Raw genomic sequence first — 12,711 nt, forward strand, 5'->3', positions numbered from 1 at the left:
TTCGTGCCGCCCGCGTCCGGAACACGGACAAAGCCCCCTACAGCGCTTCGTGACAATTCATGTCCCGTTAACCGCTCGCCTCTAGGTTACGCGCGGTACGAGGGTTTGCGTAATGGACATGATGGCGATGGTCAGCAGCATGCTGGCCTCTCAGCAAGGTGCGCTGCAGTCGAATATCTCGGCGACGCTGATGAAGCAGAACGCGGATGCGGAGAAATCCACCGTCCTGACGCTGCTCGGCGCCGGACAGCCCTCGCTCGCCAATGTCGGCGCCGGCGTCGGCGGCAACATCAACGTCACCGCCTAAACATCATCGCTTTAGAACGACGCGGCGGCTTTGCCCGTCGCAGCCCGGATCAGCTTGAGCGCATCCTCGCTCGCCCATTCCGCCGGCCCCGCGATCGTCGCGATCTCGCAGCCTTGGGGATCGACCAGCACCGAGGTGGGCATGCCCAAGGCCCGGCCTATCGCCTTAAGATCCTGAAAAACCTTGGCTTTCTGATCGTTGAAATAGCCGAGCCTGATAAGATTGGCCTCTTTCAGGAACGCCTTAGGCTTCTCGGGGTCGCGGGTATCGATATTGATCGCCACCACCTCGAAATTCGGGCCTGACAGCTTGCCCTGGAGCTCGTCCAGCGCCGGCATCTCTTTTCGACATGGCACGCACCAGGTGGCCCAGAGGTTGACCAGCAGCGTCTTGCCGCGGAAATCCGACAGCTTCTTTGGCTTGCCGTCGGCGTCCTCGAAGGCCAGGTCCGGCAGCTTCAGCGGTGCGGTCGCCATGGTCAGCGCCGCTACCTCGCCATGGGCGAGCGGGGCGATCTTCTGTGCGGTGTTCACCGCTGCCCGGCAGGCGGGATCGCCGGATGGGGCCCGGCCCAGGCCCAGCCCGTACAGCGCGGCAAAGCCAGCCAGGCCCCCGACCACCACGGTGGCGATGACGGCGGGGATCCGGCGCGTGGCCGACCGTGCTGTCCGTTGGTCGAGCCTGTCGTTGGGGTCGAGCATATCGTTTGTCATCCGGTCGCAGATATGGCTATCAGAGGCCTCTTAATACGGCTGGCAGCCGTCAGCAAACGTGCGGCGGCGACAGGCAAGGCGTGAGCAGGGGATCATGAGCAACAAGATGTGGGGCGGCCGGTTCTCGGAACGCCCCGACGAGATCATGGAAGAGATCAACGTCTCCATCGACGTCGATCGTCACCTCTTTGCCCAGGACATTGCCGCGTCCAAGGCCCACGCCGCGATGCTGGCCGCGCAGGGCATCATCACGGCCTCTGATGCGAAAAATATCGGCAAGGGTCTAGACACGATTTTGTCAGAGATCGGCAAGGGCGGCTTCGAATTCAAGCGCGCGCTCGAGGACATTCACATGAATGTGGAGAGCCGGCTGTCCGAGCTGATCGGCCCCGCCGCCGGCCGCCTCCACACCGCGCGCTCGCGCAACGACCAGGTCGCGACCGATTTCCGTCTCTATGTCCGCGATGTCCTCGATGAGACCGACGCCTCACTCGCCGCGTTCCAGCAGGCGCTGGTCGAGCGCGCGCTGGAGCATGCCGGAACGGTCATGCCCGGCTTCACGCACCTGCAGACCGCGCAGCCGGTGACCTTCGGCCACCATCTGCTCGCCTATATCGAGATGGCCGCGCGCGATCGCGGCCGTTTCCAGGACGCGCGCAAGCGGCTGAACGAATCCCCCCTCGGAGCTGCGGCGCTCGCCGGTACCTCGTTCCCGATCGATCGTCACGCCACGGCGAAGGCGCTCGGTTTTGATCGTCCGATGGCCAACTCGCTCGATGCGGTCTCCGATCGCGACTTCGTGCTGGAGACGCTGTCGGCGGCCTCGATCTGCGCCGTGCACATGTCGCGCTTCGCCGAGGAGATCGTGATCTGGACCTCGCCGCTGGTCGGCATGATCCGCCTCAGCGACAAGTTCACCACGGGATCCTCGATCATGCCGCAGAAGCGCAATCCTGACGCCGCCGAGCTGGTGCGCGCCAAGACCGGCCGCGTGATCGGCGCGCTCAATGGGTTGCTGATCGTGATGAAAGGCCTGCCGCTCGCCTATCAAAAGGACATGCAGGAGGACAAGCAGGGCGCCATGGAAGGCTTCGCCGCGCTGTCGCTCGCGATCCGCGCCATGACCGGCATGGTCCGGGATCTCGTGCCTGATGAAGCGAAGATGAAGCTTGCTGCAGGCGAGGGCTACGCCACCGCGACCGATCTTGCCGACTGGCTGGTGCGGACGCTGAAGATGCCGTTCCGCGAGGCCCACCACGTCACCGGCCGCATCGTCGCGAAAGCCGCCGAGGGCGGCGTGGCGCTGCACGAGCTCCCGCTCAAGGAGATGCAGGCAATCGAAGCGAAGATCACGAAAGACGTGCTCGGCGTGCTCTCGGTCGAATCGTCGGTGAAGAGCCGGACCAGCTTCGGCGGCACCGCACCGAAGAACGTGGCATCGCAGGCCAAGGCCTGGCTGAGGCGGCTGGAAAAAGAGCGAAAATTGGGCTGAGGGGCAAAATTTCGCTTATGTTTCATGATCATCCGGGTCTCGCCAGAGCGCGCCAATCTCTGTATGGTGCGCCGCGCGTAGTGGGGATTTCGTCGTGACGTCAAAGTTTCGCCCGGCCGGCTCGGGGTGGGCCATCATTGTCTTGAGCCTGACGGCGCTCGCGCTTGCCGGCTGTGGCCGCAAGGGCCCGCTGGATCTGCCGCCGACCGCCTCCAGCGCGTCCACGGCGAACATCGCGCCACCGACCGACACCGAGACCGAAGCCGAGAGGACGCCGAGCGTGTTCAATCCCACCTATGGCGCGGACGCCGCACCGGCGGCGACCAAGGGCAAAAAGAGACCGTTCATCCTCGACCCGCTGCTGGACGAAAGACCCAGCCGATAGGCTGGGGCAACTGAGCCAACGCCATGAACCATTTTGACTATCGCAACGGCGTGCTGCACGCCGAGGCGGTGAATCTGTCCGAGCTGGCCGCAACCGTCGGCACGCCGTTCTATTGCTATTCGACCGCGACGCTCGAGCGGCACTATCGGGTTTTCACCGACGCTTTCGCCGGCGAGAAGGTGCTGGTCTGCTACGCCATGAAGGCGAATTCCAACCAGTCGGTACTGCGCACGCTGGCCAAGCTGGGGGCCGGCGCCGACGTGGTCTCCGGCGGCGAATTGAAGCGCGCACTGGCCGCCGGCATTCCCGCCAATAAGATCCTGTTCTCCGGCGTCGGCAAGACGGAAGCCGAGCTGCGCGCCGCGCTGGCCGCCGACATCCTCTGCCTCAACGTCGAATCCGAGCCCGAGCTCGAGCTGCTGTCGCGCCTTGCGACCGAGACGGGCAAGACCGCGCGGATCTCGATCCGTGTCAATCCTGACGTCGATGCCGGCACGCATGCAAAGATCTCGACCGGCAAGTCCGAGAACAAGTTCGGCATCCCGATTACGCATGCCCGCGAGGTCTATGCCCGCGCCGCGAAGCTGCCGGGCATCGAGGTCACAGGCACCGACGTGCATATCGGCAGCCAGATCACTGACCTCTCCAAGATGGAGATCGCGTTCCGCATCCTCTCCGAATTCGTGCAGACGCTGCGCGCCGACGGCCACAACATCTCGCATGTGGATTTCGGCGGCGGCCTCGGCATTCCCTATTACATGGACCGCGAGGCGCCGCCGGCGCCCGACGCCTATGCCGCCATGATCAAGCGCGTCAGCCACAATCTCGGCTGCACGCTGATGTTCGAACCGGGCCGCATGATCGTCGGCAACGCCGGCATCCTGGTCGCCAAGGTCATCTATGTGAAGCACGGCGACGGCAAGAATTTCGTCATCATCGACGCCGCCATGAACGATCTGATCCGTCCGACGCTGTACGAGGCCCATCACGACATCCTGCCGGTGACGCAGCCTGCGAAGGGGGCCGCGACCATCATGGCCGACGTCGTCGGCCCGGTCTGCGAGACCGGCGACTACCTCGCGCTCGACCGCACGCTGCCGACGCCAAAGCCCGGCGACCTGATCGCCATCATGACCGCCGGCGCCTATGGCGCAGTGCAGGCCGGCACCTACAATACGAGGCCGCTGGTGCCCGAGGTGCTGGTGAAGGGCGACCAGTACGCCGTCGTGCGTCCGCGCATCGAGGTCGAGCAATTGATCGCGATGGATACGCCGGCGCCGTGGCTGTGAGGCTGTGATTGTCCACGATGAGCGCAGCTAGCGCTGCGCCCATCGCTGCATTGACCCCTACTTCTTGAACCGGTCCCTGATCGCGGCGAGGCCGGAATCATAGACGCCGCCGAGGGCATCGACCGCTTCCTTCTCCCGCCCCGGGTCGGGCGTGTAGATGCCGGTCCATGTCACCACCGACGCGCCTTCACCCTTTGCCGTGACCTTGATGGTCGACTTGTACTGGCTCACCGGCAATGGACTCGACAGGAACGCGTAGGAATAGCTGAAGTCCTTGTCGTTCCGCGCAGTCTGCGTCTCCACGAACGAAGCCTTGCCGTCCCTGGTGACGAGCGTCCGGGTTGGCGGCGACTTCCCGTCCGCAATGCACTGCCCCACCGGCGGCAGCCAATCCTTGATCGCGCAGAACGGCCCGATGACGGACCACACCTCGGCCGCAGCACTGCTGACCTCGATGCTCCTCGTCAGATTGGCTGCGGATGCCGGCATGACGCCGACGCCCAGGCCGAGGGTGCAAATCGCGGCGCTGCGAACCGAAACGAGCAATCTGGAAGCCGCTGAATCGTATTTCTTCATGGTAATCTCCTGTGTCCGGCGGGCCGTGATTGCGGCGGCCGGCTTGCCAATGCCGGTCGAATAGACGCTCACCACGGTCCGCGGCCAGTTCAGAGAATGAATCGCTGCTGATACAGAAACTGAACTAGGAAGCCGCGCGCCGCGGCCCTAAGCTTGCGCCTTCGCTTGTCACGAAGGCCCGCATGACCATCGGCAGCTACAGGCAGTTCTGTCCGGTCGCGATGGCGGCCGAGATATTATGCACGCGCTGGACCGTCGTACTGCTACGTGAACTCGTCGCCGGCTCGACCCGGTTCAACGAGTTGCGCCGCGGCGTTCCCCGCATGTCGCCTGCGCTGCTTTCCCAGCGCCTGAAGGAACTCGAAGCTGCAGGCATCGTGATCCGCCAGCCGTCGACTTCCGAGCGCGGCGTGATCGAGTATCAGCTGACCGCCGCCGGACGCGAACTCGGCCCCATCGTCGAGGCGTTCGGCATCTGGGGCCAGCGCCGCATCGAGTCGCATCTGTCGCTTCAGCATCTCGATGTCCAGCTGTTGATGTGGGACATGCGGCGGAATCTGAACACGACCCCGATGCCGACCAGTCGCACCGTGCTGCAGTTCGCCTATCCGGAATTACCTTCGACGCAGCGATTGTGGTGGCTGATCGTCGATCCCGACGACGGCGTCGACCTCTGCTCGATTGATCCCGGTTTCGACGTCGACCTTTACGTGTCGGTTGATCTGCGCACCATGACGGCGATCTGGATGGGACTCGATACCGTGCGCGCGGCCGTCGCAAGCCGGCGGATGCTGCTCACCGGCGACCGGCAGCTTGCCGCGGCCATGCAAAGCTGGCTGGGCCTCAGCCCGTTCGCCAAGGAACGCAAGCTGGCGAGCTGATCCAGGGCGGCGCAATTCAGTATTTGTATCGCCCCGCTACAGTTCCCGTACTGGCGAGCCCGCGCCGTGTTCTGGCACCCAAATGATGCCCGCCTGTATCAACGCGGAGCTGAACTCGAGCCAGGAGACACGACATGACAGCGTATCTGATCGCGGACATCAAAGTGACTGACGGAAAGTGGGTGCCGGACTACGCAGCGTCCGTCCACGAGTTGGTGCACAAGCATGGCGGCAAGTATCTTTCCCGCAGCGGCAATGTGAAAACCCTTGAAGGTGCCCCTCTCGACACATCGCTGATCGCGATCATGTCGTTTCCAACCGCGAAGGCAGCGGAGTCCTTCGTCGCTGATCCCGCCTACGGCCGCTTCGCGGCAGCGCGCAGGGGCGGCAGCGAGAGCCGCTTCCAGTTGATCGACGATACGGACTTGGCCGGCACGATCCCCTATCTCGCCAAGGCTTGAACTGCGTCTTCGTCAAACACTCGGCCGCAGGCGCAGACGTGCCCGGCCAACACAGGAGATTGGAATGAACGGTTCACTCGCCGGCGCTGGCCTGCTTCGCATGCTTTTCGTAGCTTGCAGCGTGGCCTTCCTGCTCGGACTTTCCGGCGTCGCGTCGGCCCGGGTCACGCGGTGCGACATCACGTGGGTCAGCTGCAACAACACCTCTGCGAAATGCTCGAGCGAGAGACGGTGCATGCGCAGGTGCGACGAGAAGTACATCAAATGCAGCGGGGGCTCGGCCTCCCTGCAACTGGAGCAGCCGATCGACCTTCCGGACCTTGGCAGACGCCGCACGTAGCAGATCGATCCAAGGAGGACAGCGCAGCGCCGGTCGTCGGCGCTGCGTTCTCGTGTTGGCGCTAGCTGGGTGGCCTGCCGCCAACCACGACGCCCGCCTTCTTCTCGATCGGCTTGATCGCCGCGGTGAAATCGGACTCGGCGCCTTCCGCGCTGATGACCGTCTCCCACAAGCGGCCGACCGCATCCGCGACCTCCATCGACAGGCCGAGCTGCTTCATCTCCTCCAGCGCCAGCCGCACGTCCTTCACCATCAGTCCCGTGGCGAAGCCGAAGTCGAAGCTGCGCGGCAGCACAGCGCGCGGAAACTTGTCGCGGCTCGCGGTGTTCATGCCGGAGCCGGCATTGATGACGTCGATCATCACGGCAGGATCGAGCCCTGCCTTGACGCCCATCACCACCGCTTCCGAGGTCGCCACGATCGCGGTGGCGGACAAGAAGTTGTTGGCGAGCTTCATGGTCTGCGCCGCGCCGGGCTTCTCGCCGATGAAGAACACCTTTCCGATGATGTCGAGCGCGGGCTTGAGCAGCTCGAACTCGGTCTTCGGCCCCGAGACCATCACCGCGAGCGTGCCCTTCTCGGCGCCGCCGACGCCGCCGGAGACGGGGCAGTCGATCTGCACGATGTCATGCTTGGCGAGCAGGCCGTGAATCTTCACTGCCATCGCCGAGCCGACGGTGGAGAGATCGATGAAGCGTTTGACGCGGCTTCCCTCGATCACGCCGTCCGGTCCCGTCGCAACCGCGAGCGACGCCTGCAGCGAAGGCAGGCTCGCCATGACCGTCTCGACCTGGTCGGCGACCTCCTTCGGCGACATCGCCGCGATGGCGCCGCGCGCCACCAGCTTGTCGACGGCCTCCCGGCGCGTGTCGAACACGACGAGCCGGTTGCCGGCCTCGATCAGCCGCCGCGCCATCGGGAAACCCATGTTTCCGAGGCCGATGAATCCGATGTCCATGGTGTTTCCTTGTGTTGAATGTTCGTTGTTGTTGATCGCGCGCATCCATCCTCGGTGTCGTCCTGGCGAAAGCCAGGACCCATTACCCAGGGAGAGGTTGTGGCGCGAAGTGGCAACTCCGAGTCCCCGTAACCACACCTGCCGGGGGCTATGGGTCCTGGCTTTCGCCAGGACGACGTGGGAGAGGGACGTCGCGTCCCCGTCCCTCACGCCGGCACCGCTCACGCCTTGCCGTCGATCTCCGCGAACACCTCGCGCGCGATTCGAAAACTGTCGACCGCGGCCGGCATGCCACCATAGATTGCGACCTGCATCAGGATCTCGCGGATCTCGTCGCGGCTGACGCCGTTGGTGAGGGCGCCCTTCAGATGCGCGCGGAATTCGTGCTGACGATTGAGGATCGCGATCATCGCGATGTTGAGCATGCTGCGGGTCTTGCGCGGCAGCTCCTCGCGGCCCCACACGGTGCCCCAGCAATATTCGTTGAGCATCTCCTGGAACGGACGGTTGAAATCGTCGACGGTCTTCAGGGCGTTGTTGACATAGGCCTCGCCCAGCACCGCTTTGCGGACTTCCAGGCCCTTGTCATGCATCTTCTTGTCCATGGCGTTTCCTTTGCTTCTCTTGCGTTTTTCTTGGCTGGCGGCGCGGAAATTACGGGGTTGCGGCGGGTCAGTCACGTCCTCGTGTTATGCGGGAAAAGGGGTGTCTCCCGTACAGGAACGGATGCCTCAGTGCTGCCGTTGTGGTACGCTTCTCTACCGGGCAACCTGGAGAGTTGATTGAACGGCGTCACCCCCGACCCGTCAGACCCGATCCGCGATGGCGACGCTCTGTCGCGGCTGAAGCTGGCGCAAGCCCTGCAGCGGGCCACTTATGCCATCGCGTGGGAGCGTGCCTGGCCGAATTTGGCGCGGCTTCTCACTGTCGTCGGCCTGTTCCTTGTGGTGTCCTGGGCCGGCCTCTGGCTGGCGCTGCCCTTCATTGCCCGCGCTATCGGGCTCGTGGTTTTCGCCGGCATCGCGATTGCCGTCCTGTTCCCGTTGAGTCGCTTTCGCTGGCCGAGCCGCGAGGAGGCGCTGGCCCGGCTCGATCGCGGCTCCGGCATCCGTCATCGGCCGGCCACCACGCTGACGGACACGCTGAGCTCGCAGGACCCGGTTGCGCAGGCATTGTGGCGGGCGCAGCGCGAGCGCACGCTGGCTTCGATCAAGCGCATCCGCGCCGGTCTGCCGAAGCCCCGGCTCGCTCTGCATGATCCCTGGGCGTTGCGCGCGCTGGTCATGGTGATGCTGGTGGCGACCTTCTTCGCCGCCGGCGACGAACGTGCGATGCGGCTCGGGGCCGCCTTCCACTTGAACGGCATGCTGGCCCCAGCGAATGTTCGCGTCGATGCCTGGGTCACGCCGCCGCTCTACACCGGCAAGCCTCCGGTCATCCTGTCGGCCGCGAACAAGGAGGCCGCGGCGCTGCCGGCCAGCGGCCCGCTTGCCGTTCCCGCTGGTTCGACCCTGATCGTTCGCTCCTCCGGCGGCAGCCTGGATGTTGCCGTCTCCGGCGGCCTCAAGGAGGTCGCGCCCACCGAAGCTGCGCCCAAGGGCACCAACGAGAAGCATTTTACCATCAGCGGCGACGGCACCGCGCATGTCCGTGCGCCCTCTGGGCAGCCGCAATGGGCGTTTGCGGCAATGCCGGATCGTGCGCCGACGATCGCGCTGGCCAAGGATCCCGAGCGCCAGGCCCGTGGCGGACTCCAGCTCACCTACAAGGTCGAGGACGATTACGGCGTCACCGGCGCCGACGCGCAAATCGGCCTGCGTCCCGCCGACGCCAAAGATGGTGTCAAGGATGGCAGCAAGGAGGCCGACACCAAGGCTGCCGCGCGGCCGCTATTCCAGCCTCCGCAATTCCCGCTCGTGCTGCCGAATGCGCGCACCCGCAACGGCGTCGGCCAGACGGTGAAGGATCTCAGCGAGGATCCCTATGCCGGCGCCGATGTCACGCTGACCCTCACCGCCAAGGACGAGGCCGGCAACGAGGCCCGGAGCGAGCCCTTCAACATGCGCCTGCCCGAGCGACTGTTCACCAACTCGCTCGCGCGCGCGCTGGTCGAACAGCGCCGCATCCTCGCGCTCGACGCCAACAAGAATTCGGATGTCTACGCCGCGCTCGACGCGCTGATGATCGCGCCCGAATTGTTCACGCCGGATGCGGGCTGCTATCTCGGCCTGCGCAGCCTGGCGCTGCAGCTGGAAGCCGCCCGCACCGACGACGCGCTGCGCGATGTGGTGGGAAGCATGTGGGCGTTCGCGGTCACCATTGAGGACGACGGTGTCGCCGGCAGCGTCAACGCCGCGCTGCGCTCGGCCCAGGACGCGCTCAAGCGGGCGCTGGAACGCGGCGCCAGCGAGGACGAGATCAAGGCGCTGACGCAAAAGCTTCGCGAAGCGATGGCCGGCAAGGTGCGCGATCTCGCCCGGCGCGCCGAGCAGAATCCGCTTGGACCGCGGCAGCCTTTCCCGGCAGAGGTTCAGCTCATCCTCGACAAGTCTGTCGAGCTGAAACAAAAGACCCAGAACGCCACGCCCGAGCAGCTCGAAGAGCTGGCGAAGCAGCAGGACGCGTTGCGCGAGCAGCTTCAGGCCTATCGCAAGTCGGCGAACAACCGGGCGAAGCCGGGCAACGACGGTGCCAACCAGTCGACGCGAGACCGTAAATGCGGAAGCTAGCACGCGTGCCAGTCTTGAAGGCGATCTCGATCGCCTGCCTCGCCTTCCTGTTGGGAGGCGTCTCGCCCGTGGCTGCCCAGCAGGATCAGGATGTCGATGCCCTGCTCGATGGCGCTGAAAAGGCGATGCAGGATTCCGGCGACAGCCTCAGGCAGAAGGAATCCGGCAAAAGCCTGAACAATCAATCCGATGCGATTCAGAAGCTCGAGGACTACAAGCGCGCGACGGAAAAGAGCCAATCCTCCAATCGCGATCGTTCCGTCATCACGCAGCGCGACCTCGACGAATTGCTGAAGCAAATCGAGAAGGCGGCGCGCGAAGGCAACAAAGAAGCGGCTCAGCGCATGCTCGAGCAGCTCGCGCAGATCATGGAAAATCTCCAGATGGCGCAGCCCGGGCAATCCGGCGACAGCGACATGGAGCAGGCGCTCAACGAGCTCAGCGACATGATCCGCAAGCAGCAGCAATTGCGCGACAAGACTTTCAAGCAGGGCCAGGATTCCCGGCGTGAGCGCTCGCGCGGCAAGCAGCAGGGCGACCAGTCGATGTCGGACCTCCAGCAGGATCAGCAGTCGCTGCGGGATCGCCTGAAGAAGCTGCAGGACGAACTCGCCAAGCGCGGCCTCACGCAGAAGGGGCAAAAGGGCCAGAAGAGCCAGGGCCAGAAGGGGCAAAAGGGTCAGCAGGGCGAGCAGGGACAGCCGGGCCAGGATGGCGATCAGGACGGCGACCAGGGCGATGACGACGGCAGTCTGGACGCCGCCGACGGGGCCATGGGCGATGCCGGCTCGCAGCTCGGCGAAGGCAATTCGGATGGTGCCGTGGACGCGCAGGGGAAAGCGCTCGAGGCCTTGCGCAAGGGCGCGCAGAAGATGGCCGAGGCGATGCAGCAGGGCGATGGCGACGGGCAGGGCGATGGTCCCGGCAACCGGCCCGGCCGCCAGCAGAGCGGCGGCAATCAGACCGATCCGCTCGGCCGCCCCCTTCACGGCCGCGATCTGAGCGACGACTACACGGTCAAGATCCCCGGCGAGATCGACGCCCAGCGCGTCCGGCGCATCCTCGAGGAGCTCCGCCGCCGCTTGGGGGATAGCTCGCGCCCGCAGATCGAACTCGACTACATCGAGCGGCTGCTGAAGGATTTTTGAGGCTGTCGCAGCTTTCGTAGCCCGGATGAGCGAAGCGATATCCGGGGCCGCCGGCCCCGCATGTCGCTGCGCTCATCCGGGCTACAAGCTACGACCCCGCCTGCTACCCCTTCTTCGCCGCCAGCGCATCCGCCACCGCCGTGCGGATGTCGGCGACCGAGAACGGCTTGGTCACGACGTCATGCACCAGCGCATTGAGATTCGAGGCGCGCTCGCGCTGGTCGGCAAAGCCGGTCATCAGCAGAATGGTCAAATCGGGGAAATCGCGTGCGACGGAAAGCGCCAGCGCGATGCCATCCATCACCGGCATCTGGATGTCGGTGAGCAGCAGGTCGAACTGGCCGCCCGCGCGGGTCAGGATCTCCAGCGCCTCGGCGCCGTCTTGTGCGGTGACGATCTCGTGCCCGTCCATCGCGATGGCGCGTGCCACCAGCTGGCGCATCGAATCCTCGTCGTCGGCGATCAGGATTTTGGACATGAGACGAACCTTGACCTGCGAAATCGATTATACGCTGCCGCCGGCGATGTCGCGCCGGTTGAAGAAGCGAACGTCGATATTGCGGCCCTCCGGGGGCGGCGAGGCCAGGCGCGAGCGGAAGAAGGCGCGCTCGCCGGGCTGTAGCACGGTCTGTTCCAGAACGGTGTTCCAGGCGTAGATTTCCGCGCCTTGCGCGTCGCGCACCGCGAAGCGCAACCGGGGAATGTCGAGCGGCTTCTTGCCCTGGCCCACGATCACGCCCTCGATCACCAACACCTGCTTACCGTCCACGGTCTCGCTGGAGAGCTTGATGTCCTTGAAGGCCAGTGCGCGCAGGTTAACTTCGAGGCCGACCATCCTGTAGAAGGCGGCCGTCTGCGGCAGCAGCCGCACCATATCGCCGCGCCAGATCACCAGCGCCAGCACCAGCGCGCCCATGGCGGCGCAGGCGGTTGGCAGGCCGAAATGGGATTTTCGCGGGGCCGCGGTGGCGACTTGACGGCGCACTCGGGCGCCGCGGCGACGGCCGAACAGGCCTTGGAACCAGGACTGGTGCTGTTCGCCGACGACTTCCTCCTCGACGGACCGGGCAGCCGCCGACCATTCGTCTTCGGTGTCGCTGGTCTCCTGGTCCGGCCAGTCGCTGGCGATCGAGGGGCTGTCAACGACAGGCGCGTCAGCTGCGCCGTCGTCCTGGGCAAATGAGTTCCACTGCTCGGCGAGATCGGACTGGTCGTCGGCCCGGCTGGCTGCGGCCATGGCCGGGACAGATGCCTCCTCGATGGCATCCTCGGCATGGGCGACCCAAGTTTCCTTGCAACGGGAACAGCGCACGGTCCGGCCGTTCGCCCCAAGGCTCGCGGGCTTGATGGCGTAGGATGTCGTACAATGAGGGCAGACGATATGCATGGACGAGCCTTGATGCATGGACAAGTCTTGACGGTGACACGGTCG

At 65.1% G+C, this 12,711-nt stretch carries 14 protein-coding genes; 8 read left to right on the forward strand and 6 right to left on the reverse strand.

All coding sequences use genetic code 11. From position 1 onward, the window contains the following. The first annotated feature begins 112 nt into the window (after positions 1-112). Positions 113-307: a putative motility protein gene (locus tag ABIB91_RS28200; RefSeq protein WP_007597338.1), complete on the forward strand. Its 195-nt coding sequence runs from the start codon at positions 113-115 to the stop codon at positions 305-307. 11 nt (positions 308-318) lie between these two features. On the opposite strand, the gene tlpA is transcribed toward ABIB91_RS28200, so the two are convergent. After that, positions 319-1,008, reverse strand: a complete 690-nt coding sequence (gene tlpA / locus ABIB91_RS28205; RefSeq protein WP_354169105.1) for a thiol:disulfide interchange protein TlpA — start codon at positions 1,006-1,008, stop codon at positions 319-321. 106 nt (positions 1,009-1,114) lie between these two features. Between tlpA and argH the strand changes: the two genes are divergently transcribed. The 3 genes from argH to lysA all read left to right on the forward strand — a co-directional run bounded on the left by argH (position 1,115) and on the right by lysA (position 4,186). After that, positions 1,115-2,512 (forward strand): argininosuccinate lyase, encoded by a 1,398-nt coding sequence (argH, locus tag ABIB91_RS28210; RefSeq protein WP_354169102.1) that lies wholly within the window; start codon positions 1,115-1,117, stop codon positions 2,510-2,512. Between the two features lie 94 nt (positions 2,513-2,606). Further along, entirely contained in the window at positions 2,607-2,897 is a 291-nt protein-coding gene (gene lptM, locus ABIB91_RS28215) for an LPS translocon maturation chaperone LptM (protein WP_007597331.1), read from the forward strand. A 23-nt stretch (positions 2,898-2,920) separates the two neighbouring features. Next, on the forward strand, positions 2,921-4,186 hold the full coding sequence (gene lysA / locus ABIB91_RS28220) for a diaminopimelate decarboxylase (RefSeq protein ID WP_354169097.1): 1,266 nt from the start codon (positions 2,921-2,923) through the stop codon (positions 4,184-4,186). A gap of 57 nt (positions 4,187-4,243) precedes the next feature. Here the strand turns inward: lysA and ABIB91_RS28225 are convergent, their stop codons facing one another. Further along, complete coding sequence (locus tag ABIB91_RS28225; protein ID WP_354126837.1) at positions 4,244-4,762, reverse strand: SRPBCC family protein; 519 nt, start codon at positions 4,760-4,762, stop codon at positions 4,244-4,246. A gap of 182 nt (positions 4,763-4,944) precedes the next feature. Here ABIB91_RS28225 and ABIB91_RS28230 point away from each other — a divergent pair, with 182 nt between their 5' ends. Further along, a complete protein-coding gene (locus tag ABIB91_RS28230; protein ID WP_354169094.1) occupies positions 4,945-5,643 on the forward strand; it encodes a winged helix-turn-helix transcriptional regulator in 699 nt (232 codons plus the stop codon). A 134-nt stretch (positions 5,644-5,777) separates the two neighbouring features. Next, positions 5,778-6,104 (forward strand): DUF1330 domain-containing protein, encoded by a 327-nt coding sequence (locus ABIB91_RS28235; protein ID WP_219680482.1) that lies wholly within the window; start codon positions 5,778-5,780, stop codon positions 6,102-6,104. A 401-nt stretch (positions 6,105-6,505) separates the two neighbouring features. On the opposite strand, the gene ABIB91_RS28240 is transcribed toward ABIB91_RS28235, so the two are convergent. Next, a complete protein-coding gene (locus ABIB91_RS28240) occupies positions 6,506-7,402 on the reverse strand; it encodes an NAD(P)-dependent oxidoreductase (protein ID WP_219680478.1) in 897 nt (298 codons plus the stop codon). 221 nt (positions 7,403-7,623) lie between these two features. Further along, positions 7,624-8,007 carry a carboxymuconolactone decarboxylase family protein gene (locus ABIB91_RS28245; protein WP_007597318.1) on the reverse strand — a complete coding sequence of 128 codons (384 nt, stop codon included), beginning with the start codon at positions 8,005-8,007 and terminating at the stop codon, positions 7,624-7,626. Positions 8,008-8,184: 177 nt separating this feature from the next. Here ABIB91_RS28245 and ABIB91_RS28250 point away from each other — a divergent pair, with 177 nt between their 5' ends. Both ABIB91_RS28250 and ABIB91_RS28255 read left to right on the forward strand, forming a co-directional pair. After that, entirely contained in the window at positions 8,185-10,131 is a 1,947-nt protein-coding gene (locus ABIB91_RS28250) for a TIGR02302 family protein (protein WP_354169089.1), read from the forward strand. Continuing rightward, a complete protein-coding gene (locus tag ABIB91_RS28255) occupies positions 10,119-11,279 on the forward strand; it encodes a DUF4175 family protein (RefSeq protein WP_007597314.1) in 1,161 nt (386 codons plus the stop codon). The genes ABIB91_RS28250 and ABIB91_RS28255 overlap by 13 nt, the downstream gene beginning before the upstream one ends. 103 nt (positions 11,280-11,382) lie before the next feature. Here the strand turns inward: ABIB91_RS28255 and ABIB91_RS28260 are convergent, their stop codons facing one another. Together ABIB91_RS28260 and ABIB91_RS28265 are read right to left on the reverse strand one after the other, a co-directional pair. Next, positions 11,383-11,757 (reverse strand): response regulator, encoded by a 375-nt coding sequence (locus ABIB91_RS28260; RefSeq protein WP_007597312.1) that lies wholly within the window; start codon positions 11,755-11,757, stop codon positions 11,383-11,385. A 27-nt stretch (positions 11,758-11,784) separates the two neighbouring features. Then, positions 11,785-12,666 carry an MJ0042-type zinc finger domain-containing protein gene (locus ABIB91_RS28265; RefSeq protein ID WP_354169085.1) on the reverse strand — a complete coding sequence of 294 codons (882 nt, stop codon included), beginning with the start codon at positions 12,664-12,666 and terminating at the stop codon, positions 11,785-11,787. Positions 12,667-12,711 lie beyond the last annotated feature (45 nt).

Source organism: Bradyrhizobium sp. JR4.3, from assembly GCF_040547695.1.
GTDB lineage: Bacteria > Pseudomonadota > Alphaproteobacteria > Rhizobiales > Xanthobacteraceae > Bradyrhizobium > Bradyrhizobium canariense.